Raw genomic sequence first — 23,024 nt, 5'->3', positions numbered from 1 at the left:
CTCAGCCATGCCACCGACCGTCCCCCGCCCCCGACGCACCCGCGCAGGTACCGCCGTCGCTGGAGCCGTCCTCACCTCGGCCGTGCTGCTGGGACCCGCTGCCGCGCAGAGCGTGCCGGAGCAGGTGACCTCCGCGGGCGCCGGTGACGCGAGCACCTTCGCGCCAGCCGATGCCATCGCCCCGTCCCCCGGCCCCTACGGAACGTTCGTTGACTCCTACCTCCGCAACACCCCGGAGCACATGACGCCCTCGACCAACCCCGCGATCGGCGTCCTGGAGCGGATGCTGGACCACTGGACACCGGGTGCGTCGTGGGACGACGGCACGGTCCTCGACACGGACCTCCACGAGGAGAACATCGAGAGGGTCGTCGAGATCACCACCGCTCGCACTCCGGCCGAGGCCGAGCGTGCCTGGGTCGTCGACCGACGCCACCAGAGCTACTCGATGATGGAGGGGCTGGGAGCGGACGGGCCTGCCTTCGCCCGGCTGACCAACGCGGGCACGACCATCGCCGAGGTCCCGGCCGACGCCGTCGACACCTCCTACAGCGACGGCGGCAACAGCAACGGCCGCTGGGCGGACCAGGACTCACCGCTGGGCTCGGTCGTGCGGCTCGTCGACACGGTGCGCGGTCCGCACGCCACGTCGAACCGGGCGAAGGAGTACTACCAGTACATGCGCCCGTTCCGCTGGAGCGAGGACGTGCAGGTGGTGCCCGAGCTCGTCGTCCAGATCAAGCCGGAGGACGAGGCCGTCAACGACGGCGGCTTCCCCAGCGGGCACACGAACGCCGCCTTCCTCGCCGGGCTGGGCCTCGCCACGGCAGTGCCCGAGCACTACGGCGACATCATGCTCACCGCCGCCGAGCTCGGCTACAACCGCGTGGTCGCCGGGATGCACTCCCCGCTCGATGTCATCGGCGGACGCGTTCTGGCGACCGGGATCGCCGGGGCGACACTCGCGGACCCGGCCAACGCGGAGCTCATCGCCGCCGCCCGAGCGGACACCGAGCGCCTGCTCGAGCCGGTTGCCGAGCTCGACACCGATCGGGCCGCCTACCGCGCCGACCTCGCGCACTACCGTGCGCTGACCACCTTCGGGCTCACCCCCGTCTCGGAGCCGGGCAACGAGCCGCGCGTGCCCGAGGGCGCCGAGGCGCTGCTCCGCTCGCGCTTCCCGTACCTCGACGACGAGCAGCTGCGCTGGGTCCTCCACTCCACCGCGCTCGAGTCCGGCCTACCGATCGTGGACGACGCCGAGGGGTGGGGGCGCACCAACCTCTTCGCCGCCGCGCACGGCTACGGCGCCTTCGACCGCGACGTCTCCGTCGACATGGACGCCGACGACGGTGGTGCCGCGGCCGCCGACGTGTGGATCAACGACATCACGGGTCCCGGCGGGCTGAGCAAGTCGGGCACGGGCTCACTCGTCCTCGCGGGCCAGAACACCTTCGCCGGCGGTGTGCTCGTGACCGAGGGCGAGGTCGTCGCGACCCAGCCGGCCGCCCTGGGGAGCGGGGACGTCGAGCTCACCGGAGGCCGGCTCGTCGACGAGGCCGCGGAGCCGCTGCGTGTCGACGGGGACTTCGCCCAGTCCGACACCGCCTCGCTGCAGCTGACCGCGGACGGCGCGTCCGAGCCGGCACTCGCCGTCAGCGGCGACGTCACGCTCGGCGGCACCCTCGACCTCGACCTCAGTCGGCTCGCCGAGCTGCCTGAGGAGCTGCCCGTCGTCGCGCACGACGGCGTCGCCACCGGCACCTTCGACGACCTCGTAATCACCGGCGCACCGACGGACTCGGACCTGGGACTGCGCTACGACGAGGCCGGCGTCTTCCTGGTCGTCACGCAGGACACGGCCGAGCCGGCCCCGTCACCGAGCTCGCCGGCCGCGCCAGACGCGCCGGCCGACCCCGCGACGCCCACGTCGCCAGCTGCCCCGGGAACTGAGCACCCCGACGCAGGCGGTGCACAGGGGAACCAGAGGGGCGCACTGGCGACGACCGGTGCGGACGGTGTGCGCACCCTCCTCCTGGCGGCCGGCCTCGTCGGCGCAGCCGGTGGGCTGCTGCTTGTCGCACGCCACCGCCGGACCGTGCCCTGACCTGAGCCATGAACCGCCGAGAGCCGAGTTGTTCCCAGGAACAACTCGGCTCTCGGCGGTCAGTAGGCCCGCTACAGGCTGGCGCGGAGGGTGCGAAGGCGGGTGAGGCTCGCGTCCTTGCCGAGGATCTCCATCGACTCGAACAGCGGCGGGGACACCCGCCGGCCGGTGATGGCCACACGCAGCGGCGCGTAGGCGAAGCGCGGCTTGATGCCCATCTCCTCGACGAGCACCGCCTTGAGCGCCTCCTGCTGCGCCTCCGGGGAGAAGTCGTCCAGGCCCTCGAGGACGGCGATCGAGCGGTCGAGCACGTCGGCGGCCTCGGGGCGCAGCGCCCCGCGCGCGTCCTCCTCGACCACGACGGCGTCGTCGGCCACGAAGAGGAAGCCGAGCATGCCCGGCGCCTCGCCGAGCAGCGTCATGCGCTCCTGGACCAGCGGCGCGGCGGCGGTGAGCAGCGCCTGGTGCGCGGCCGGCAGCGCGTCGTAGGACCCGGCCGTCACCACACCGGCGTCGCGCAGGTAGGGCACGAGCCGGGCGCGGAAGTCCTCCGGCGCCAGCAGGCGCAGGTGGGTGGCGTTGATGGCCTCGGCCTTCTTGAGGTCGAAGCGTGCCGGGTTGGGGTTGACGTCGGCGACGTCGAAGGCCGCGACCATCTCCTCGCGGGTGAAGATGTCGTTGTCCGGGGAGATCGCCCAGCCGAGCAGCGCGAGGTAGTTGAGCAGCCCCTCGGGGGTGAAGCCCCTCTCGCGGTGCAGGAAGAGGTTGGACTCCGGGTCGCGCTTGGACAGCTTCTTGTTGCCCTCGCCCATGACGTAGGGCAGGTGCCCGAACTTCGGCATGACCGAGGCGACGCCGATGTCGAGCAGCGCGCGGTAGAGCACGACCTGGCGCGGGGTGGAGGACAGCAGGTCCTCTCCGCGCAGCACGTGGGTGATGTTCATGAGCGCGTCGTCGACCGGGTTGACGAGCGTGTACAGGGGCTGGCCGTTGGCGCGGACGATGACGAAGTCCGGCACCGAGCCGGCCTTGAAGCTGATCTCGCCGCGGACGAGGTCGGTGAAGGACACGTCCTCGTCGGGCATCCGGATGCGCAGCACCGGCTCGCGGCCCTCGGCGCGGAAGGCAGCCTTCTGCTCCTCGGTGAGGTCGCGGTCGTAGCCGTCGTAGCCGAGCTTGGGGTCGCGCCCGGCCGCACGGTGGCGGGCCTCGATCTCCTCGGGGGTGGAGAAGGACTCGTAGGCGTGCCCGGCCTCGAGCAGCCGCGCTGCAATGTCCGAGTACAGGTCCATGCGCTGGGACTGGCGGTAGGGCTCGTGCGGCCCGCCGACCTCGACGCCCTCGTCCCAGTCGAGCCCGAGCCAGCGCATCGCGTCGAGGAGCTGCTGGTAGCTCTCCTCGGAGTCGCGGGCGGCGTCGGTGTCCTCGATGCGGAACACGAAGGTGCCGCCCACGTGGCGCGCGTAGGCCCAGTTGAACAGCGCCGTGCGGATGAGCCCGACGTGCGGGGTCCCCGTCGGCGAGGGGCAGAAGCGGACGCGGACGGCGCCGGAGCGGGCGCCGTCGTCGGCAGGGGCGGGGGCGGCAGAGGTCTCGGTCATGGTGCCCCCAGCCTATCGACCCGCGGCGACGAGTCCCTGCCCGCTCAGGTCCTCCCACAGCGCGTCCGGGACGTCGGCGACGGCGTGGGCGACGGCGGCGGCGACCTCGTCCGGGTGGCGCGCACCGACGAGGACGGTGGTGACCGCCGGGTGCCGCGCGGCGAAGCGGATCGCGGCGGCGGGCACGGCGACCCCGTGGGTCCCGCAGACCTCGTGGAGGCGCCGCAGCCGTGCCACGGCCGACTCGTCGGCCGGCGCGTAGTTGTACATCACCGTCTCCGGCACGCTCCTCGTGGCGAGCGCGCCGGAGCTGTAGACCCCGGCGGCGACGACGTCCACGCCGCGCTCGAGGCACAGCGGGAGGAAGGCCTCGGCGGCCGGCTGCTCGAGCAGCGTGTAGCGCCCGGCGCAGATGACCTCGTCGAGCTCGCCCTCGGTGACGCAGCGGGTGAGGGCGGCGAGGTCCCCCGAGCCCACGCCCACCCGTCGCACCAGGCCCTCCTCCCGCAGCCGCACGAGGGCGGGCAGGGCGCGGACGACGGCGTCGTCGACGTCGTAGGCCTCGGGGTCGTGGAGGTAGAGGGTGTCGACGTGGTCCAGGCCGAGGCGCTCGAGGGAGTCCTCGAGGCTACGGCGGATACCGGCCTCGCTCGGGTCCCAGCGCCGGCGCAGCGTCGCCGGGACCGCGAACCCGCCGTCGTCGAGCTGCCCGGGCCGGTAGTCAGGGTTGGGCTCCAGGAGCCGGCCGACCTTCGTCGAGACGGTGTACTCCTCGCGCGCGACGCCCAGCTCGGCCAGGGCGCGCCCGAGCCGCTTTTCGGCCAGGCCGAGCCCGTAGTGCGGCGCCGTGTCGAAGGTGCGCACGCCCAGCTCCCAGGCGGCGCGGACGGTCGCGAGCGCCTGCTCCTCCGGGACCTCGGTGTAGAGGTTGCCGAGCGGCCCGGTTCCCAGGCCCAGGTACGGGACGCGGGTCGCGCCGTCGTCGTCGGTAGTCACGGGGGACAAGCCTAGGGACGCCTCAGCCGCCCGCCTCCTCCGCCACCCGCTGGAGCCTGGCGACGTACTCCTCCCACCACGTTTCTCCCTTGCCCGGGATGTTCGTCGCGCCCGCGCGCAGCCCGGCGGCGCCGTCGATCTGCTCGCGGATGATGTCGGCGTGGCCAGCGTGCCGGGCGGTCTCGGCGATGACGTGGACGAGGATGTGGTGGAGGGTGACGTCCCCGCCGCGCCACCACGGCACGCGGCCGGGCGAGTCGAGGTCGAGCTCGGCGATGGTCGCGTCGGCGTGTGCCCAGGCCTGCCGGTACATGCCGACGACGTCCTCGACCGACTCCTCCGCCGTCGCCCACATGTCGGCGTTCTCCTCGGCGTCCTCACTCATCCACGGCAGCGCGAGCGGCCCGGGCCGACCGAAGGTGTCACCGAAGTAGCCGAGCTCGACACCGGCGAGGTGCTTGACCAGGCCGAGGAGGTTGGTGCCGGTGGGCGTGTGCGGCCAGCGCACGTCGCGCTCCGGGAGGCCCTCGAGCTTCCACAGCATCGCGTCGCGGGAGCGCTGCAGGTACTCGTGGAGCGTGTCCTTGGGGTCCCTCACGACGCCGCCCGGGGGAAGCACAGGCAGAAGGGGTGGCCGGCGGGGTCGGCGTAGACCTGGAAGTCGTCGCTCTCGTCGGGGTGCTGCGCCTCCTGGAGCAGCCGCGCCCCGACGGACATGACGTGCTCGTGGGCCTCGGCGATGTCCTCCACCCACAGGTCGAGGTGGACCTGCTGCGGGTTGCCGTCGGGCCACTGCGGCGGGACGTGGTCGGGGGCGAGCTGGACGGCGATGCGCGCCTGCCCGTCGACCTTGACGGTGTGCCAGTCGTCCTCGGCGTCCACGGTGCCCCCGAGGACGCCGGCCCAGAAGCTGCTCTCGGACTCCAGGTCGGCGGCGTCGAAGACGACGAGCTGGTTGGTGATCTTCACGGGTGTCTCCTCGCTCGGGTGGTGGCCCACGCTAGCGAGGTCACCGCCCCACCGGGAAGCACATTGCCGTCGTCACGAGACGACAAACGCGCCCTCGCGAGGGCCGTCGCCCGCTACTCTTCACCTGCAGACCTGAGCCGGCCACACGGTCGGCAGCGGGCGACGACGGCGCTACGTCCCGGGCGGGGCGTGGCGCCGTCGTCGTACCCGCGGACGACGGCGGGGCGAGCGTGCGAGGAGCGGTACTGTCGCGTGGAGGGCGAGGTCGGAGGGAGAGCAGCATGTCGCTGACGGTGGCGGTCGCGCAGCACGGGCCGGGAACGGACAAGGCGGCGAACCTGCGCGCCATCGAGGCGCACCTGCGCACGGCCGCTGGGCGTGGCGCCCGGCTCGCCGTGCTGCCGGAGTTCTCCATCTACACGGCACCGGCGATGGACGAGCGCTTCGTCGCGAGCGCCGAGCCGCTGGACGGCCCGAGCGTCGGACGGCTGCGCGAGCTGTCCAAGGAGCTCGGCCTCACCGTGGTGGTCGGGACCAACGAGGAGGTGGACGGCTACCGGATCCGCAACGCGCTCGTCGGCATCCAGGACGGTGAGGTGCGGGCCGTCTACCGCAAGGTCCACCTCTACGACGCCTTCGGCTACCGGGAGTCCGACCGCGTGCTGGCCGCGGACCCGCAGGAGCCGGCACTGCTCGAGGTCGAGGGCTTCACCGTGGGCCTGCAGACCTGCTACGACCTGCGCTTCCCCGAGGCGTCCCGCACCCTCGTCGACGCCGGCGCGGACGTCCTGGCCATCCCCGCCGCCTGGGCGCCGGGGCCGCTCAAGGAGTACCACTGGGGCACGCTGCTGCGGGCGCGGGCGATCGAGAACACCGTCTACGTGCTCGGCGCGGACCAGACCGGCCCCACGAGCATCGGCAACAGCGCCGTCCTCGACCCCATGGGCGTCTCGCTCGCCGCGGCCGGGGAGGTGCCCGGCGTCGCCGTGGCGGAGCTGGACCGCGAGCGCCTCGAGCACGTGCGTCGGGTCAACCCGGCGCTGCGCCTGCGCCGCTACCGCGTGGTCCCGCGCGAGCGGTAGACCGTGCTCCCGGCCGGCCCGCCGCCGCGCGCCTCCCGTACGCTCCTCGCCGTGACGGCCCTGCTCGTGACGACGGCGTGCGCGGCGGACGACAGCTGGACCGCGCTCGCCCCGGCCCCGCCGGTGGTGGGCAACCCGCTCTCGGGCTGGGTGCCCTTCGCGCCCGAGCCCGGCGACCCGTGGGAGCCGGCGGACCCGGAGTTCCCGGCGACGATGGAGTGGTTCTACCTGCCCGTCGCGGCCGTCGTCACCGGCGAGGGCGAGTACGACTGGACCGCTCTCGAGGCCCGGCTGGAGGACGTCGCCTCCCGCGGCCGCCAGTCGGTCCTGCGCCTCTACCTCGACTACCCCGGCCTGCCCACCGGCGTCCCGGACCACCTCCTCGGCGAGGGCGGCATCGACCAGTCCCGCCGCTACACCCAGCACGGGAACGACGGCATCAGCTTCTCCCCCGACTACGACGACCCGCGCGTCGTCGCCCTCCTCACCGACCTCGTCACCGCCCTCGGCGCCGAGTACGACGGCGACGCGCGCCTCGGCTTCGTCACGAGCGGCCTCGTCGGCTTCTGGGGCGAGCAGCACACGTGGCCGCTGGACGGGGAGGCCGGCACGGAGGACTGGATGCCGAGCGAGGCGACCGAGGAGGAGCTGTTCGCCGCCTGGGACGCTGCCTTCGACACGACGCCCGTGCTCGCCCGCTACCCGTCGGCGACGACCGCGCCCTACGCCGTCGGCTTCCACGACGACTCCTTCGCCTACGAGACCCTGCCCACCGAGCCGTGGCACTTCGTCTCGCTGCTCGAGGAGACCGGCCTGACCGACCGGTGGCTCACCCAGCCGATCGGCGGAGAGCTCTACCCGGCACTGCAGACCTGCGCCTTCTCCTCCCCGCTCGACTGCCCGGACATGGCGGGTGAGCCTGTCGAGGACGTCGCGGCGGCGATCGAGGCCACGCACGTGTCCTGGCTCGTCAACGACCGCGCCTACACCGAGGGCTACACCGGCGCGGACCGCGAGCGTGCCCTCGCCGCCGGCGCCGCCATGGGCGAGGACCTCACTGCCGTCGCCGTCCGCTTCGTGGCGCACGACGACGGCGTCGACGTCACCGTGCGGCTCACCAACCGCGGGGTCGCGCCCTTCTCCGCGGACTGGGCGGGTGAGCTGGCGCTCCTCGACGACGACGGCGACGTCCTCGCCTCGGTCCCCGCCGAGGGGCTGGACCTGCGTGGCCTGGCGCCCGGGGAGGAGCAGGAGGTCCGCGGGACGCTGCCGCTCCCGGGCGACGGCGAGCACCTCGCCCTCCACGTCCCCAACCCCATGCCGGGCGGCGCCCCGCTGCGCCTGGCCAACGCCGGCCAGGACGCCCACGCCTTCGGCTACCTCACCCTCGAGCCGTAGCCCAGGAACAACTCTGCTCTCGCCGCGGAGGGGGTGTCCCCCTTCGCGCCGAGAGCAGAGTTGTTACGCGTCACTCCACGGGGATGATGACGCCCTGGTACTCCTCCTCGATGAACTGGTCCATCTCGTCGGAGGTGAGCAGCTCGTAGAGGGTCTCGATGCGCGGGTCGTCGGCCAGCTCGGGGGTCGTGGACAGCACGTTGTAGTACTCGCTGTCGCTCTCCTCGGCGAGGATCATCTTGTCCTCACCCAGGCCGGCGGGCAGCGCGAAGGCGGCGGTGACGATCGCGGCGTCCTGGTCCTCCACGGCCTGCGGGAGGGTGGCGTTCTCGATCTCGACGAACTCGATGTTCCGCGGGTTGTCGGTGATGTCGGCGATCGTGATGGGCTCCTCGGTGACCTCGATGAGGCCGTGCTCGGCGAGGAGCTTGAGGGCGCGGCCCTCGTTGGTCGGGTCGTTGGGGATGGCGACCGTCGCGCCGTCGGGCAAGTCCTCGAGCGAGGTGTAGTCGTTGGAGTACAGGCCCATGCGCGGCAGGTAGACCTCGCCGACGGAGACGAGCTCCTCGCCGGCGGCCTCGTTGAAGGTCTCCATGAACGTCGTGTTCTGGAAGAGGTTGGCGTCCGCGTCGCCGTCGACGACGGCCGGGTTCGGGGTGTTGTAGTCGCTGAACTCGACGAACTCCACGGTCAGGCCCTCGGCCGGGGCAAGCTCCTCGGCGACGAAGCGCAGCATGTCGCCGGCGGGGACGGCGAGGGCGGCCACGCGGATGGTGTCGGACCCGGCGTCGGAGGATGCGCCGTCGTCGTCCCCGCCACCGCAGGCGGTGAGGGCGAGGGCGGCGACGACGGCGACGGGCAGGGTGCGGGTGAGGCGCATGTTCTTCTTCCTAGCGGTGGGAGGCACGTCGAGCGACGTAGTTGCCGGCGGACTGGAGGATCTGGACGAGGACGACGAGGAGCACGACGACGACGAGCATGTACTCGAGGCTGTAGCGCTGGTAGCCGTAGCGGAAGGCGACGTCCCCGAGGCCGCCGCCCCCGACGGCACCGACCATCGCGGAGTAGCCGATGAGGCCGACGACGGTCGTCGACAGTCCCAGGGTGAGGGCGGGGACGGCCTCGGCGAGGAGGACCTTGAAGAGGATCGTCCGCTTCGTGGCACCGAGGGAGACGGCGGCGTCGATGACCCCGCGCGGCACCTCACGCACCGCGATCTCCACGAGCCGGGCGAAGAAGGGGATGCCGGCGATGGTGAGCGGGACGATCGAGGCGGTCGGGCCGATGAAGGTGCCGACGACGAACCGCGTGAAGGGGATGAGCAGGAACATGAGGATGATGAACGGGATCGAGCGGCCGATGTTGACGACGACGTCGAGCACCCGGTTCACCACCTTCCCCAGGGCGCGGGAGCCGAAGGGCTTGGCGTAGAGGCCACCGTCCTCGGTGGTGACGAGGAGGACGCCGATCGCGACGCCGACGACGACGGTGAAGAGGAGCGCGACGAAGACCATGTAGAGGGTCTCCCAGGTCGCGCCGGTGACGACCTCGACGAGGTCGGACCAGAAGTCCGGGTCGTTGCGGTCGATCATCGGACCACCTCCACGAAGAGTCCCTGCGAGCGCAGGTAGGTCAGGGCGGTCTCGACCTGCTCGCCGGTGCCCGGGATCTCCAGGCGGGTGCGGCCGGTCTGGGTGCCGCCGTGGATCGTCTCGATCGCGGCGCCGAGGATGGCGACGTCCAGGCCCTGCTCGCGGGCGAGGCGCGCGATGACCGGCTCGGAGGACGTCTGCTTGGTGAAGGTGATGTCGACGATGCGGGTGCCGCGCTCGGGCGGCAGCTCGCCGAGCTCGAAGAGCGCCGAGGCCAGGCGCGAGCCCGGGGTGGTGATGAGCTGCTCCATCGCGCCGGACTCGATGATGCGGCCGTTCTCCATGAGGGCGGCGGAGTCGCAGATGCGCTTGATGACGTCCATCTCGTGGGTGATGAGGAGGACGGTGAGGCCGAGCTCGCGGGACAGGCGGCGGATGAGGTCGAGGACCGAGCGGGTGGTCTCCGGGTCGAGGGCGGAGGTGGCCTCGTCGGAGAGCAGGACGCGCGGGTTGTCGGCCAGGGCGCGGGCGATGCCGACGCGCTGCTTCTGGCCGCCCGAGAGCTGGGCCGGGTAGGCGCCGGCGCGGTCGGACAGGCCGACGAGCTCGAGGATCTCCTGCGCGCGCAGGCGGCGGTCGGCGCGGGAGGTGCCGGCGATCTCGAGGGCGAGCTCGACGTTGGCCTGCGCGGTGCGGGAGGACAGCAGGTTGAAGTGCTGGAAGATCATCCCCGCGCGGCGGCGGGCCTCGCGCAGCTCCTTGCCCTTGAGATCGGAGATGACGGCGCCGTCGACGGTGACCGTCCCGGAGTCCGGCTTCTCCAGGGCGTTGACCGTGCGGATGAGCGTGGACTTGCCCGCGCCGGACTGCCCGACGATCCCGAAGACCTCCCCCGGCTCGACGTGCAGGTTCACGTGGTCGAGCGCGTGGACCTCGCCGCCGGGTGTGCGGAAGGTCTTGGACACGTCCACTAGGTCGATCAACCGGGGCCTCCTCCAGGGCACGAGGCGCGCGGGAGTGCGGCGCGTCGTGGCAGGTCCAGGGTCCGCCGCGGGGCCTCCCGATGTCCAACGGGAGAGACGCCCGTCTCAGCATCCGGCCATGTGATCTGCGCCGCACCGCCGCCAACCCCCTTGGCGCTTGCGTCGTGCATTCCGATCTTGCGTCGCCCTTCAGCACGGTAACCCGTGTGCGGATCGTGCGGCCCATCCGACAGGCGCCGGGCGGGACGACCGCCCGGCGCCCCAGCGTCAGTAGACGAACTGTGCGGCCTGCCGGCGCAGGTCGGCGGCCGTCCGGGCCAGCTCGTCCACCGCACCGCCGGTCTGGAGCACGACGTGCGAGGTCGTCTGGGCGGCGGTGGCCACTCCGGTGATGTTCGTGGCGATCTCGCCCGAGCCGGCCGCGGCCTCCGCGACGCTCCGGGCGATCTCGGCCGTCGTGCTCGTCTGCTCCTCCACGGCCGAGGCGATCGTCGTCTGGTAGTCGTTGATCGCCGTGATGATCGAGGCGATCTCACCGATCGCACCGACGGCCCCCGTTGCGTCGCCCTGGATCGCCTGGATGCGCCCGGCGATGTCCTCCGCCGCCTTGGCGGACTCCTGCGCGAGGTCCTTGACCTCGGAGGCGACGACGGCGAAGCCCTTGCCGGCCTCGCCGGCACGCGCGGCCTCGATGGTGGCGTTGAGGGCGAGGAGGTTGGTCTGCTCGGCGATCGAGGTGATGACCTTGATGACGTTGCCGATCTCCTGCGAGCTGGTGCCGAGCTTGGCCACCGTGTCGTTCGTCGCGGAGGCGACGTGTGTGGCCTGGTCGGTCACCTTGGCCACCTCGGTGACGTTGTGCGCGATCTCCCGGATCGACGCACCCATCTGGTCGGTCCCGGCGGCCACGGTCTGGACGTTCTGCGACACCTGCTCAGCCGCTGCGGCGACGACACCGGCCTGCGCCGACGTCTCCTCCGTCGTCGCCGAGATCTGCGAGGACGACGCCGAGAGCTCCTCCGCGGACCCGGCGACCGCCTCGGAGGTGCTGACCACGCTCGCGATCATCTCGCGGAGCGCCGCCTGGGCGCGGGCCAGCGCCGCGGCCATCCGCCCGACCTCGTCCGCCGAGACCACGTCGGCGCCGACGGTGAGGTCGCCCTCCGCCATGGCCTCCAGGGAGCGCTGCACCTGCACGATGGGACGGCGCACGAGCCCGGCGATGACGAGCCCCAGGGCGATGGCCAGCAGCGTGCCGATGACGGCCACCACCCCGATCGCCACCATGCCGCTCCGCGCGGCATCGTCCGACTCCTCGGCGAGCTGGCGCAGGAAGGCCCCGGTCTCGTCGTTGACGGCGGTGAGGTTCTCCACCATCGACCCACCGATGGGGGTCACCTCCTCGTCCGCGACGAGGTAGCCGGCCAGATCACCGGCCTCGGCGGCGGGGACCATCCCCGAGTTGAAGATGCCCCGGTAGGCGTCCAGCGCCGCGGTGAACTCGGCGAAGTTGGCGGGCTCGCGTCCCGCGGCGGCGGTGAAGGTCTCCCCGAAGTCGGCGATGGCGACGTCCAGCTGCGTATTCGCCTCGTGCACCGCCTCGACGGCTCCGGACGGGTCGCCCGTGACGTAGCTGCCGAGCATGGAGACCCTGTTGCGCATGTTCCACACACCGTCCTTGAGGGTGGCGAGGGAGGTGTTGAGCTGCGTCTGCGTCTCCACCATCTGACTCATGGTCGCGCGCAGGTCACCCAGCGACTTCAGCGCGGTGCCACCGAGGACGACAGCGGTGAGGGTCGCGACGGCCACCAGCGCGAGCAGCTTGGTACGGATCGAACGGTCGGCGAACAGGCCCACAAGACCACGCCGCCGGGCGGCGGGGTGCGGGTGGACGGCAGCAGCAACGCTGGTCATGGTGATCTTCCTGGTGGAGTGTCAGGTGACGAGCCCCCGGCCAGCACCATCGGCGACCAGTCCGACAAATCGCGCGATCACGCCGACGAGTGATGCACATCACAGATCCAGGTCACTACTCCCGCAGGCCGGCCAGCCCCGCGGCCGCCCGCTCGAGCACGCTCTCATGCTTGACGTAGGTGAACCGCACCCACGAGCCGAGCGCCTCCGCCGTCGGCGATCCCGCTGCGCAGAACGCGGAGACAGGGATCCCGACGACGCCCGCCAGCTCCGGCAGCCGGCGGCACAGGTCGCCGGCGTCGGTGAAGCCGATCGGGGCGGCGTCGGCGACGACGAAGTAGGTACCGGCCGCGCGCACGGTCGCGAAGCCGGCGGCGTCGAGCGCGTCGGTGAGCAGGTCGCGCCGCGACTGCAAGGAGGACCGGAGCGCCGCAACGTACTCCCCCGTCCGCCCGTCCTCGTCCGCCAGCCCGACGGCGACGGCGTGCTGGAACGGCCCGGAGGCGACGTAGGTGAGGAACTGCTTGACGGTGCGCACGGCCGTGACGAGCTCCGCCGGGCCGTGGACCCACCCGACCTTCCACCCCGTGAAGGACAGCGACTTCCCCGAGGAGGAGATCGTCAGGGTGCGTCCCGCCGCGGCGGGCAGGGTGGCCAGTGGGACGTGGCGGACGCCGTCGTAGGTGAGGTGCTCGTAGACCTCGTCGGTGACGACGACGGCGTCACGCGCCGCCGCCTGGTCGGCCAGCAGCGTGAGCTCCTCGGTGGTGAGGACGGTGCCGGTGGGGTTGTGCGGGGTGTTGACGAGGACGATGCGGGTGCGGTCGGTGAAGGCGGCGCGCACGTCGTCGGGGTCGAGGTGGAAGCCGTCGGGGCCGGGGCGCAGCGGGATGGCGCGGTGGGTGGCGCCGGCCATGGCGATGGAGGCGGCGTAGGAGTCGTAGTACGGCTCGAGGGTGAGGACCTCGTCGCCGGGGCCCGCGAGGGCGAGGATCGTCGCGGCGATGGCCTCGGTGGCGCCGGCGGTGACGAGCACCTCGGTGTCCGGGTCGACGCTCAGCCCGTAGAGGCGCGCCTGGTGCGCGGCCACCGCCTCGCGCAGCTGCGGGATGCCGGGACCGGGCGGGTACTGGTTGTGGCCGTCGCGGATGGCGGCGATGGCGACATCCTTGAGGTGCTCGGGCCCGTCGACGTCCGGGAAGCCCTGGCCGAGGTTGACGGCACCGGTGCGGGCGGCGAGCTCGGACATCTCGGCGAAGATCGTCGGCGCGACAGCGCCCGACGGCGAGAGCAGGCCGGCCCCTCGGGCCACGTCGATCCAGCGGTCACTACGCATGCGGCGATCCTCGCACCTCGGCTGCGGGCATGACGCGCAGGTCCAGAGCTGTGAACCCTGACTACCGCACAGCGCCGCCGCCGTGACGTGGTCTCCACAGATCGACGACGACGCACCGCTCCCGCTGCCCGACGCGATGGACCCTGAGCCATGGGAATCCGCTACTACGCCTACCCGCTCGCCCCGGAGTTCGTCGAGAGGGCGATGGACGATCCGCGCCCGTTCCTGTCCGACGACCCCCTCGCCGACGCCTGGGGCCTCGGCCGGCCGCAACGAGCGGACATGCTCTACCTCGACAAGTGCTGGAGCCTGCTGCAGCGGCTCACGCACCCTCCCGGCGGTCGTCCGCGTCCCGCCCACGCGCTCGTCGCGGGCCAGGTCACGCACGTGGGCGGAGGCTGGATCCCGTGGATCGACGTCCTTACTCCTCCCGACGTCGACGACGTCGCCCGTGACCTCGCGCTGCTCGACCGGAGCCATGTCGAGGCCCGTTTCGCCCCGGTGGGTGGCGGATTCGACGAGGGCCGTGACGAGCGGGAGTACGTCGCCCAGTACCTCGGCAAGGCGCAGGAGTTCAGCGCCCAGATGCAGCGCCGCGGGTGGGGCCTCGTCTACCTCATCGGCTGAACCAGCCCTTCCTTTGGCCAAGCTTGGCCAGGTAACCTCGGAGGCATGCGCGTGGTCAACGTCGGCGAGGCGAAGAGCCAGCTGTCGAAGCTGCTCGCCCTGGCTGAGGCAGGGGAGGACGTCGAGATTGCGAGGGACGGCGTCCCTGTCGTGCGACTGGTGCCTGTGCGCCAGGAACGCCCGGGAGCCCGGTTTCTCGCGGGTGCGGGGTCACTCGCCGGCCGGCTCCGGATCAGCACCGACGCCGAGCTCACCGACGCCGAGATCGACGAGATGCTCGAGTCGTGAGGCTCCTCGTCGACACCCATGTCGTGCTCTGGCAGCTGACGGGTGAACGAGAGGTGTCGCCCGAGGCACGGGAGGCACTCCTCTCGGCGCGGGACCTCCTCATCAGTGCCGTCTCCTTCGCAGAGATCGGCATCAAGGTCTCACTCAAGAAGCTCGAGGTGCCACAAGGGCTGGAAGGGGCGGTGCAGGCGCTCGGCCTTAGGGTGCTAGGCCTATCGCCCGCACACGGCCTCGCCGTGGGCGATCTCCCGCTCCACCACCGCGACCCCTTCGACCGCCTGATCATCGCCCAGGCGGTGTGCGAGGACCTGCCTGTCCTGACTGCGGACTCCCGGTTCGCCGACTACCCCATCACGGTCGTCCCCGCCTGACCTACCTCTTCCCCGCTCGCCGCGCCGGGAGGATGATCCTGTCAGCCGATGCTCGGGCGCTGCCGACGGCAGGCACCGGCGCGGACCGCCGCGACCAGCGCGGCGGCGCGAGCGAAGGCAGCGTCATGGCACTCGAACTCCATCTCCGGGACGGCGCACTGGGCCAGGCCCTCACCGCGCACGTCCAGCACCAGCTCTTCACGATGTGCGGGCCTGCAGTGATGTCCGAGCTCTTCGTCGACCACGTCGACACCGTCCCGGGCTCCGTCACCGTCGCCGAGCTCTCCCCCGCGCGGCTCGAGGTCCGCCTGTCGCTGACGATCCACACGGTCACCCGCGCCCAGGTCCTGGCCAGCCCCGGAGGGGTGCCGGCGATGAACGCGCCCGTTCCCGCCGTCGTCGTCGTGTGGCTCGGGATACAGGGACGGGCGCTCGTCATCGAGCAGGCCGACAGCGACCTCAGCACGAGCCAGCTGCCGTCCCTCGTCCGCGCCGCAGCGGAGTCGGCGATCGACGCGCTGCTGGCACCGCTCGAGGGCACCGTCCTCGTCGACCTCCAGCCGGTGGTGCAGGCACTGGGGAGTCAGGTCCCGGCGGAGCCGAGCCTCGGCCACGCCGGCGGTGTCATGGGCCTGCGGCTGGGCGGCTCGGGCCCCTTCGTCCCGCACCTGGCCGCGCACCAGGCCTGGGGCGTCTTCCTCGACGCGCAGGAGGCCATCGCCCTGCTCACCCGCCAGCAACCGGCCGGCCTGCCGACGCAGATCCGCTGGCTCCCGAACGGCGCCACGCCCGCGATGGACGGCTCGCTCACCGTCAGCGGCCCCTTCTACGGCGCCGCGGTCCACGTCACCGCCCGCCCGACCCTCGTGCCGCCGTCGACCTTGCGCCTGTCGATCTCGTGGGGCGTCAACCTCACCGGCGTCGCCTCGGTCCTCGAGGCGCTGGCCCGCAAGCTCATCCGCGAGTGGGTGCGTCGTCGCTTCGCCGACGCCACGCACGACGGTGCACAGAGCTTCCACTACGACCTCACCCTGCCGCCCGTCCCCGCCCTGCTCGGCGCCGAGCCGGAGTGGCAGAGCATCGACTCCTCGCCCGCCGGCATGACCATCGGCGGCCCCGTCCGCCCCGCGCCGGAGGGCGAGCGCGGGCTGCTGGTCACGAGCGTCACCGGCTTCGGCAAGCCCGTGTGGTGGGGCAACTGCCGCCGCAACGGGGAGCCGCCGCGGACCTTCGAGCGTGACGCCCCGCGCCTGCGCGTGCAGGCCGGCGTCGGCTTCTCCGACGCCGGGCGCCTGTGCGACGCGCAGATCCTCTCCCCCAACGAGTGGCTCACCCCGCACCTCAGTGCCGGGGCGGACGGCCTGGGCTTCGACCTCTCCGTCGGCACCGCCGCGCTCATCGCTGACGACGTCACGATCCTCGTGCGCACCGCCCGCGGCACCCGCTTCTTCAACCTCGGCCGGCCGGTCATCCGGGGCGGCCCGGAGGGCGGGATCGACGTGCAGCGCAACTGGTTCGACAACTGCCCCAAGCTCTCCGGGGCCTGGCTCAAGCTCGCGATCGGCGAGGCGCTCACCGTCGAGGACTTCCGCCCCGTCCCGCTCGAGGACCCGAACTGGATCGCCCTCCTCGGCGCCCGGCAGGGACTGGTGAGCCACGTCGTCCAGCTGGGCCGCCTCGAGCCGGGTGAGCTCGTCACCGTGCGCGGGCACCGTCTCGCCGTCGAGGTCCGTGCCGACGACGCAGGAGAGCTGACGGCACCGGCTCTCGTCGCGCTGTCGGGCCGGATGCGCGAGGTCGTCCTCGAGCGCAGCGCAGGAGACCTCGTCGAGGGCACCGTGCGCGTCCACAGCACCCACCTCACCTGGCTGGCGAACCTCGGCCCGGCGCAGGCGGCAGCGGTGGTCGACGTCGGGCACGGCGCCCGGGTGGTGCGCGAGACCGACGGCGCCGTCCACGCCGTCGAGTACCGGCCGGCGGAGGGACTGGTCGAGGTGGGTGACGAGGTCCAGCTCAACCCGCGACCCCTGCCCCCGGAGCCCCCGGACGCGCTGCGCCTGGCGGCGGCCGCCGGCCTGGACGACGTCCGCACCGCGCAGGCCCTGCCCGGCATGGACGCGACTCATCTGGCGGTGGCGCAGCTCGGCGACGGCGAGCAGGTGGTCGTCACCGTCGACGGCGGAACACCGCACGTCGCCGGCAGCTACCGCGGGCCGGTGGTCGGCATGCAGGTGGACGGCCGCTACGCCGTCGCCCGCAGCGGCGGGAGCCTCCACCTCTTCGCCGTCACGCCACTGCAGGAGATGGCGCTGTAGGACGGCCACCTTCCCATCACTGGCGAGGCGAGGCCTGGCGAGGCGAGGCCGCCTCCCGCCGGAGCGCGCTGTACGTGGTGTAGACCCCGGCCGCGGCGGCGAGCGCCATGGGCCCGACCCACACGACCAGGGTCCGTCCAGCGCCGTCGTCCCTACCGGTCACCGCGGGCGTGGCTCCGGTTGTGATCGCCAGGACTGCAACCACCGACAGGGCGTGTCCCAACCGGAGCACCCGCGAGAGGCCGCGCTGCCCATTCGTCCGGTCACGCGAGTGACGTCCGGCGACCACCATCGCGGCGACCAGGAGCGCGCCGACGACGCCCACCCCGGTCGCGACGCCGTACCTCGCGTCCATCGCCAGGACAATGGCGGCACCCACGGTTGTCACAGCGACCAGCACCTGCAGCGCACGGGTCAGTCCGTCCACGAGTCCTCACGCCTCCCCCGTCGGTGAACTCTCGCTCTCCGACCATATCGAGGCCGTCCCCGTAGGCGCCCGCGAGCGCAGCGGGCTCACATCGTCAGCAGCGCCTTGATGGCCCGCCGCTCGTCCATCGCCCGGTACGCCTCGGCGGCGTCCTCGAGCGGCACCTCGAGGTCGAAGACGCGGCCCGGGTCGATGCGCCGGTTCCAGATGAGGTCGATGAGCTCGGGCAGGTACTGGCGCACGGGCGCCGGCCCGCCGTGCAGGTGCACGTGCGACCCGAAGAGCAGCTTTCCGGGGATCTCGACGCCGTGGGAGACGCCCACGAAGCCGACGTGCCCGCCGGCGCGCGTCGCCTTGATCGCCTGGAGCATCGCTTCCTGCGTGCCGACGGCCTCGATGACCGAGTGCGCGCCCAGCCCGTCGGTCATCTCCTTGACGGCGGCCGCGCCCTCGTCGCCGCGCACGGTGACGATGTCGGTCGCCCCGAACTCGCGGGCCAGCGCCTGGCGGTCGGCGTGCCGGCTGAAGACGATGATCCGCTCGGCGCCCATCTCCCGGGCGGCCAGCACCCCGAGCAACCCGACCGCGCCGTCGCCCACCACGGCCACCGTCTTGCCCGGCCCCACCTGCGCGGCGGCGGCGGCGAACCAGCCGGTGCCGAGGACGTCGGAGGCGGCGAGCAGGCTCGGCACGAGGTCCGGTGCGGGCTCGCCGGGCGTGGCGACGAGCGTGCCGTCGGCGAGCGGGACACGCAGGTACTCGGCCTGGGACCCGGTCATGCCCACGCGGTTCACGCACGAGGTCTGGTAGCCGGCCCGGCAGATTTCGCAGGTGTTGTCCGAGGCGACGAAGGAGCCGACGACGAAGTCGCCCACCTTCACCGTGCTCACCGCGGAGCCGACCTCCTCGACCACCCCGATGTACTCGTGCCCCATGGGCCGCGGCCGCCGCAGCTCGTCCTCACCGCGGTAGGGCCACAGGTCCGAGCCGCACACGCAGGCCGCCGTGAGCCGGATGACGGCGTCGGTCGGCTCCTCGATCGTGGGCATCGGCAGGTCCTCGACGCGGACGTCGCGGGCCCCGTGCATGACAGCTGCGCGCATGAAGGTGCTCCTTCTCGCCTGCACCGCCGAGCGGCGCCGGCGGGTGTGTCGGCCTGGCATGCCAGGTTCACCGACGCGGCGGCGACGCACAACCGGGGACGACGACGGCGCCTCCCCCTCGCGCCCTCACGTCACCTCCCGGCCGGGCTACGGCGCGTCAGAGGTGCTCGCCGCCGTCCCGGTCCGCGCCGATGATCTCGCGCAGGCGGGCCTGCAGCGCGGCCTGCTGGGCCATCACGCCCACCTGCCACCGTGGAGCCGCGGTGTTGGCAGGCAGCTCGTTGACCTGGTCTGGCATGGCCGTTCCTCTTCCCCGTGTCTCGACAGCCCCTGTCCGACAGTCGTCGACTAGGCGCACGACAGTAGTCGATTAGTTCGCACCGCGCACACGACCTTGGTCCCACTCGCCCGCGTCAGACCTCGGCGAGACGATGCCCCCATGACCCAGGAGCTGCTCGCGTGGGACGCCCACGCCGCGACGTGGCAGCTGGTGCTCAACGAGCAGCCCATCCCCTACCGCCGCGCGCAGGTCAGCTGCGACCTCCCGGTCCCGGTGACGGCACGCGTCGTGTGGGAGCGCGACGGCGTGGAGGAGGTCGACACCGTCGTCTGGGCGTGGACCAGGCGCTCCGTCCTCGTGGAGATGCACGACGACCGCCGTCAGGTCATCGGCGTCTGGCTCCCAGCGCGCGACGTGCGCCGGCGGTAGACGCGGGGGGCTCAGTAGCGCACCTCGTCGGCCGGGGCCAGCAGCCCTGCCTGCTGTGCCCGCCGGACGGCGGAGAGCCTGTCGTGCTCACCGAGCTTGGCGTAGATGTGCGCCAGGTGGCAGTGCACGGTGCGGACCGACACCCGCAGCCGACGCGCGATGGACGCGGCCAGAAGACCGTCGGCGAGCAGCTCGAGGACCTGGAGCTCACGGGTCGTCAGGCCCTGCTCCGGCAGTGCAGGCGCAACCACCGCCCAGTCGCGGGCCGAGCGCCTCGCCCGCAACCACTCGGCGTGCAGGACCAGCGCGACCATCGCCGGCCGCAGCACCGCCAGCCGGCCGACGTCCTGCGGCGTCAGGTCGCTCTCCCGCGCGACTCCGATGACGTGGAGCGAGCCCGTACCGCTGTCCAGCCGCACGCCGCCGGTCTCCGTCAGCCCGAACCCGCGTCGCAGCAGGGAGTAGCCCTCACTGCCACGCCAGGCGCGAGCGTCGTCGACCAGGGTGGACACCATGACCGTGTCGGTGTGTCCGTCGAGCCAGTGGTTGAGGACGGGGTGGCTGCGCGGCCGGGCCACCGCGGCCCACCGCATGAGCTCCTCGTCCGGCGGATCCGGCCACACCTCCAGGGTGGCGCGACCACGCCCGGGCTCGGCCCACCCCCACATCCAGTAGTCGGCCCGCAGGGCACCGCCCACATGGCGTGCGAGCACCGGCTCCGGACGACGGCCGGCGGTGAGCTCGCTCGTCGCCTCGGCGAGACAGTCCGCCACCACGCGGTCCCACTGCACCCGGCTCCCCATGGCGCCCCCCACCAACGCCTCGTGCCCACGCTCCCCTTGGCCGCAATCGTAGGACCGCATCGGTACTTCTACCGATGGTTCGCGCCTCCGTCCAGCCCTAGTCTCGCGGTCATCAGCCGCGTTCGTTCCCGGAAGGGGCCAGTGCCATGACAACGGCGTTCAAGCTCGGGCTCCCGATCGACATCCCGTGGTCGCGGGTCTGCGTGACGGAGGACATGGTCGACCGGGCGGTGTGCGACCGCTCCCTGCCCCCGAAGTGGCACAGCAGCATCGCGGTCTTCAAGTTCCGGCCCGAGGACGAGTACCAGCTCTACCCGGACTACGACATCACCTACCTCAAGGTCAGCTGCACGATCACCGGCTACCAGCCTCTCGAGGACGAGATCCAGGGCAGCATCGACTGGGACGGTCTGGACGTCACCACCCTCGAGGGCGTCACCGAGCTGCTCAGCAGCTACTTCCCCTGCACCGGTGCCATCCTCCAGGTCGCCGTCGGCCCGAGCAGCGAGCGCAACGCGCCACCGTTGGACCAGTACCCCTTCTTCATGGACTTCGAGCCGAAGAAGCGCGAGCTCTACGAGATGGCCACGGACACCAAGGAGAAGCAGTCGCGCTCCATCGAGTCGGTGACCGTCGGCAAGTCGGCCGGCTCGACGAGCTCGGTCGAGGTCCTCGACGTCGACATGGGCGGCTCCACGAGCGTCGGCGCCGAGGGCTCCTACGCCGGCACCGGCGGCGGCTTCACCTACTCGAGCTCCAACCAGGGCCAGTGGGGGACGAAGGCCCTGAACTCCGACACCTCACAGACGACGCGCAGCACCGAGATGGGCACCGAGCGCCGCGAGACGCAGGCCTTCACCACCCAGCTCTCGCAGATGTACCACCTGCTCGACAGCTACCACGCGGGCACCAACCGGGCCGTGTTCTTCGTCCAGCCACGGCCCCACGTGCTGGAGGAGCCGACCGGGTTCGTCCGCGGCCCGCGCAAGATCGAGGGCATCCAGGAGTTCTTCCTCGTCGTCGCGGCTCCGAAGGACAGCCCGGACTACTGCGTCTCGGCACGGCTCGACACGGCCCACCTCGCCGAGACCGACGTCCTCGACTACGAGACCCGCACCGACATCTCCGATCTCGCCTCCGCGGCCGCCCGGATCCCCACGAAGAACGACACCCCGGCGGGCACCACGACCCGCGAGGCGTGCTTCTTCACCTGCTGGGACGTCACCTACCTCTGCTACCGCACCAACGACGTCGACGACGTCGTCTACCAGGCACCCGCGGGCTTCGAGATCACCGGATGGACGGACCTGGTCAACCAGTCCGACGGGCACGGCAGCTCCTCGGTCTCCCTCTCCTCCGACCGGCGCGTCCTCACCGTCCACGCCGAGGCGGACGGGCACATCTGCTTCGAGGACAGCGGGGTCTGCGTCGACTGCCCTGACGAGGTGGACAAGTGGACCGGCTCCGCCCGGAGGCAGGTGCAGGTCCAGCTCCGCTCCCTGGAGCCCACGCGAGTCGTGGGTACCCGGACTTCGCTGCTCCTCACCACGCGCGGGCTGTGCTGCTGCGGCGACGCCGCGGTACGCCCCCTGGACTGGGGCGTCTACATCGCCGACCTGCCTCGCCACCTGTCCGTCCTCCCTCTCGACTCCGCGATCACCTCCTTCGCGGTGGGCCGGCAGGTCGCCCGCCAGACGGCCGCCACCGCCGTCGTCGCCGGCGCACCGGGCATGGTCACGGCTCCGGCGACGACGGCGGGACACACCGCCGCGGCACCGATGACCGCGGCACGGGCGATGACGACGGCGTACGGACTCGCCGAGCGCGACTGCGGCTGCGGGCCGCGAGCCGCAGGCGCGAGCGCGCCGGCGGTCCCCCCACCCGCCGCGAGCGCCACCGCGGCGATGCTCACCCCCGCCGTCTCGGTGCGCCGGGCGAACGCCATCGCCGACGCCGCCCGCGCGGAGCTCACCAAGCGGCTGACCACCGCTTCGCTTCGCCCGTGGAGCGCGTCCTTCGTCGAGACCGACCTCTTCGCCAAGCAGCTCGAGGGTGTGGTCGGCCGCACCCGCCTGGGCCGCGAGCAGCTCGGTGCGCGGGCGGAGCTGCCGGACGCGCTCGCCAAGGTGCTCGCGACGCGGCTCAACCGCCCGCCCGAGGAGCTCACCCGGCGCGACCTCCTACGCTTCCGGGCCGAGGAGCTCGCGCAGGAGACCGGGATCGAGGTGGCCGACCTGCGCAGGGCGCGCCTGGCAGCCCTCGGCGCCACCGTGCGCCGCAAGCGCAGCGCCCCGCCGCAGCCCCGCGGCCCGCAGCCCGCCCCCCGTGCCGCCACCGAGACGCGGGACGAGAGCCCCGCTTCCGAGGACGAGCAGGGGGACGGGCCGGCGACGGCGGAGTAGC

Annotated in this window: 22 protein-coding genes; 9 read left to right on the top strand and 13 right to left on the bottom strand. The window is 72.4% G+C overall.

The genetic code is table 11. The features are described from left to right. The first annotated feature begins 7 nt into the window (after nt 1–7). Nucleotides 8–2,107 (top strand): phosphatase PAP2 family protein, encoded by a 2,100-nt coding sequence (locus AA0005_RS06340; protein WP_413452568.1) that lies wholly within the window; start codon nt 8–10, stop codon nt 2,105–2,107. Between the two features lie 71 nt (nt 2,108–2,178). On the opposite strand, the gene gltX is transcribed toward AA0005_RS06340, so the two are convergent. The 4 genes from gltX to AA0005_RS06320 are packed head-to-tail and all read right to left on the bottom strand — an operon-like array spanning nt 2,179 to nt 5,673. Next, nucleotides 2,179–3,708, bottom strand: coding sequence for a glutamate--tRNA ligase (gene gltX / locus AA0005_RS06335; RefSeq protein ID WP_413452567.1), 1,530 nt, complete (start codon nt 3,706–3,708; stop codon nt 2,179–2,181). A gap of 12 nt (nt 3,709–3,720) precedes the next feature. Continuing rightward, complete coding sequence (locus AA0005_RS06330; protein WP_413452566.1) at nt 3,721–4,704, bottom strand: aldo/keto reductase; 984 nt, start codon at nt 4,702–4,704, stop codon at nt 3,721–3,723. Between the two features lie 22 nt (nt 4,705–4,726). Continuing rightward, nucleotides 4,727–5,302: a DinB family protein gene (locus AA0005_RS06325; RefSeq protein WP_413452565.1), complete on the bottom strand. Its 576-nt coding sequence runs from the start codon at nt 5,300–5,302 to the stop codon at nt 4,727–4,729. Beyond that, nucleotides 5,299–5,673, bottom strand: a complete 375-nt coding sequence (locus AA0005_RS06320) for a VOC family protein (RefSeq protein WP_413452564.1) — start codon at nt 5,671–5,673, stop codon at nt 5,299–5,301. The genes AA0005_RS06325 and AA0005_RS06320 overlap by 4 nt, the downstream gene beginning before the upstream one ends. A gap of 281 nt (nt 5,674–5,954) precedes the next feature. Between AA0005_RS06320 and AA0005_RS06315 the strand changes: the two genes are divergently transcribed. Together AA0005_RS06315 and AA0005_RS06310 are read left to right on the top strand one after the other, a co-directional pair. Beyond that, the gene (locus AA0005_RS06315) at nt 5,955–6,755 is read left to right on the top strand and encodes a carbon-nitrogen hydrolase family protein (RefSeq protein WP_413452563.1); all 801 of its coding nucleotides are present in this window, start codon (nt 5,955–5,957) and stop codon (nt 6,753–6,755) included. A gap of 51 nt (nt 6,756–6,806) precedes the next feature. Next, nucleotides 6,807–8,153 (top strand): DUF4832 domain-containing protein, encoded by a 1,347-nt coding sequence (locus AA0005_RS06310; protein ID WP_413452562.1) that lies wholly within the window; start codon nt 6,807–6,809, stop codon nt 8,151–8,153. A gap of 70 nt (nt 8,154–8,223) precedes the next feature. Here AA0005_RS06310 and AA0005_RS06305 read toward each other — a convergent pair whose 3' ends face one another. The 5 genes from AA0005_RS06305 to AA0005_RS06285 form a co-directional block, all read right to left on the bottom strand. Next, entirely contained in the window at nt 8,224–9,033 is an 810-nt protein-coding gene (locus AA0005_RS06305) for a MetQ/NlpA family ABC transporter substrate-binding protein (RefSeq protein ID WP_413452561.1), read from the bottom strand. A gap of 10 nt (nt 9,034–9,043) precedes the next feature. Further along, nucleotides 9,044–9,745, bottom strand: coding sequence for a methionine ABC transporter permease (locus tag AA0005_RS06300; protein ID WP_413452560.1), 702 nt, complete (start codon nt 9,743–9,745; stop codon nt 9,044–9,046). Next, nucleotides 9,742–10,728, bottom strand: coding sequence for a methionine ABC transporter ATP-binding protein (locus AA0005_RS06295; RefSeq protein ID WP_413452559.1), 987 nt, complete (start codon nt 10,726–10,728; stop codon nt 9,742–9,744). The genes AA0005_RS06300 and AA0005_RS06295 overlap by 4 nt, the downstream gene beginning before the upstream one ends. A 267-nt stretch (nt 10,729–10,995) precedes the next feature. Continuing rightward, nucleotides 10,996–12,642, bottom strand: coding sequence for a methyl-accepting chemotaxis protein (locus AA0005_RS06290; protein WP_413452558.1), 1,647 nt, complete (start codon nt 12,640–12,642; stop codon nt 10,996–10,998). A 115-nt stretch (nt 12,643–12,757) separates the two neighbouring features. Then, complete coding sequence (locus tag AA0005_RS06285) at nt 12,758–13,978, bottom strand: aminotransferase class I/II-fold pyridoxal phosphate-dependent enzyme (protein WP_413452557.1); 1,221 nt, start codon at nt 13,976–13,978, stop codon at nt 12,758–12,760. A gap of 150 nt (nt 13,979–14,128) precedes the next feature. On the opposite strand from AA0005_RS06285, the gene AA0005_RS06280 reads away from it, so the two are divergent. The 4 genes from AA0005_RS06280 to AA0005_RS06265 all read left to right on the top strand — a co-directional run bounded on the left by AA0005_RS06280 (nt 14,129) and on the right by AA0005_RS06265 (nt 17,579). Further along, the gene (locus AA0005_RS06280; protein ID WP_413452556.1) at nt 14,129–14,605 is read left to right on the top strand and encodes a DUF1877 family protein; all 477 of its coding nucleotides are present in this window, start codon (nt 14,129–14,131) and stop codon (nt 14,603–14,605) included. A gap of 45 nt (nt 14,606–14,650) precedes the next feature. Beyond that, nucleotides 14,651–14,893, top strand: coding sequence for a type II toxin-antitoxin system Phd/YefM family antitoxin (locus AA0005_RS06275; RefSeq protein WP_413452555.1), 243 nt, complete (start codon nt 14,651–14,653; stop codon nt 14,891–14,893). Further along, complete coding sequence (locus AA0005_RS06270; protein WP_413452554.1) at nt 14,890–15,264, top strand: type II toxin-antitoxin system VapC family toxin; 375 nt, start codon at nt 14,890–14,892, stop codon at nt 15,262–15,264. Before AA0005_RS06275 ends, AA0005_RS06270 begins: the two co-directional genes overlap by 4 nt. Nucleotides 15,265–15,389: 125 nt before the next feature. Next, the gene (locus AA0005_RS06265; protein ID WP_413452553.1) at nt 15,390–17,579 is read left to right on the top strand and encodes a hypothetical protein; all 2,190 of its coding nucleotides are present in this window, start codon (nt 15,390–15,392) and stop codon (nt 17,577–17,579) included. Nucleotides 17,580–17,595: 16 nt separating this feature from the next. On the opposite strand, the gene AA0005_RS06260 is transcribed toward AA0005_RS06265, so the two are convergent. The 3 genes from AA0005_RS06260 to AA0005_RS06250 form a co-directional block, all read right to left on the bottom strand. Further along, nucleotides 17,596–18,006: a hypothetical protein gene (locus AA0005_RS06260; protein ID WP_413452552.1), complete on the bottom strand. Its 411-nt coding sequence runs from the start codon at nt 18,004–18,006 to the stop codon at nt 17,596–17,598. Nucleotides 18,007–18,092: 86 nt separating this feature from the next. Next, a complete protein-coding gene (locus AA0005_RS06255) occupies nt 18,093–19,109 on the bottom strand; it encodes a zinc-dependent alcohol dehydrogenase family protein (RefSeq protein WP_413452551.1) in 1,017 nt (338 codons plus the stop codon). Nucleotides 19,110–19,266: 157 nt separating this feature from the next. Next, nucleotides 19,267–19,407 carry a hypothetical protein gene (locus AA0005_RS06250; protein WP_413452550.1) on the bottom strand — a complete coding sequence of 47 codons (141 nt, stop codon included), beginning with the start codon at nt 19,405–19,407 and terminating at the stop codon, nt 19,267–19,269. Between the two features lie 141 nt (nt 19,408–19,548). Between AA0005_RS06250 and AA0005_RS06245 the strand changes: the two genes are divergently transcribed. Beyond that, nucleotides 19,549–19,818 carry a hypothetical protein gene (locus AA0005_RS06245; protein WP_413452549.1) on the top strand — a complete coding sequence of 90 codons (270 nt, stop codon included), beginning with the start codon at nt 19,549–19,551 and terminating at the stop codon, nt 19,816–19,818. Nucleotides 19,819–19,829: 11 nt separating this feature from the next. On the opposite strand, the gene AA0005_RS06240 is transcribed toward AA0005_RS06245, so the two are convergent. Beyond that, nucleotides 19,830–20,609: a response regulator transcription factor gene (locus AA0005_RS06240; RefSeq protein ID WP_413452548.1), complete on the bottom strand. Its 780-nt coding sequence runs from the start codon at nt 20,607–20,609 to the stop codon at nt 19,830–19,832. Between the two features lie 158 nt (nt 20,610–20,767). Between AA0005_RS06240 and AA0005_RS06235 the strand changes: the two genes are divergently transcribed. Further along, nucleotides 20,768–23,023, top strand: coding sequence for a hypothetical protein (locus AA0005_RS06235; protein WP_413452547.1), 2,256 nt, complete (start codon nt 20,768–20,770; stop codon nt 23,021–23,023). Nucleotide 23,024: the final 1 nt, after the last annotated feature.

This window comes from Georgenia phoenicis (genome assembly GCF_047302425.1).
GTDB lineage: Bacteria > Actinomycetota > Actinomycetes > Actinomycetales > Actinomycetaceae > Oceanitalea.
Note: the sequence above shows the minus strand (reverse complement) of the source record. Positions and strands in the feature narration are given on the sequence as shown.

What these genes read in the sequence shown, in the direction of transcription:
- AA0005_RS06340 (WP_413452568.1), top strand. Translation starts at nt 8, where the DNA reads ATGCCACCGACCGTCCCCCGCCCCCGACGCACCCGCGCAGGTACCGCC.
- gltX (WP_413452567.1), bottom strand. Translation starts at nt 3,708, where the DNA reads ATGACCGAGACCTCTGCCGCCCCCGCCCCTGCCGACGACGGCGCCCGC.
- AA0005_RS06315 (WP_413452563.1), top strand. Translation starts at nt 5,955, where the DNA reads ATGTCGCTGACGGTGGCGGTCGCGCAGCACGGGCCGGGAACGGACAAG.
- AA0005_RS06305 (WP_413452561.1), bottom strand. Translation starts at nt 9,033, where the DNA reads ATGCGCCTCACCCGCACCCTGCCCGTCGCCGTCGTCGCCGCCCTCGCC.
- AA0005_RS06300 (WP_413452560.1), bottom strand. Translation starts at nt 9,745, where the DNA reads ATGATCGACCGCAACGACCCGGACTTCTGGTCCGACCTCGTCGAGGTC.
- AA0005_RS06290 (WP_413452558.1), bottom strand. Translation starts at nt 12,642, where the DNA reads ATGACCAGCGTTGCTGCTGCCGTCCACCCGCACCCCGCCGCCCGGCGG.
- AA0005_RS06285 (WP_413452557.1), bottom strand. Translation starts at nt 13,978, where the DNA reads ATGCGTAGTGACCGCTGGATCGACGTGGCCCGAGGGGCCGGCCTGCTC.
- AA0005_RS06280 (WP_413452556.1), top strand. Translation starts at nt 14,129, where the DNA reads ATGGGAATCCGCTACTACGCCTACCCGCTCGCCCCGGAGTTCGTCGAG.
- AA0005_RS06275 (WP_413452555.1), top strand. Translation starts at nt 14,651, where the DNA reads ATGCGCGTGGTCAACGTCGGCGAGGCGAAGAGCCAGCTGTCGAAGCTG.
- AA0005_RS06265 (WP_413452553.1), top strand. Translation starts at nt 15,390, where the DNA reads ATGGCACTCGAACTCCATCTCCGGGACGGCGCACTGGGCCAGGCCCTC.
- AA0005_RS06255 (WP_413452551.1), bottom strand. Translation starts at nt 19,109, where the DNA reads ATGCGCGCAGCTGTCATGCACGGGGCCCGCGACGTCCGCGTCGAGGAC.
- AA0005_RS06250 (WP_413452550.1), bottom strand. Translation starts at nt 19,407, where the DNA reads ATGCCAGACCAGGTCAACGAGCTGCCTGCCAACACCGCGGCTCCACGG.
- AA0005_RS06245 (WP_413452549.1), top strand. Translation starts at nt 19,549, where the DNA reads ATGACCCAGGAGCTGCTCGCGTGGGACGCCCACGCCGCGACGTGGCAG.
- AA0005_RS06235 (WP_413452547.1), top strand. Translation starts at nt 20,768, where the DNA reads ATGACAACGGCGTTCAAGCTCGGGCTCCCGATCGACATCCCGTGGTCG.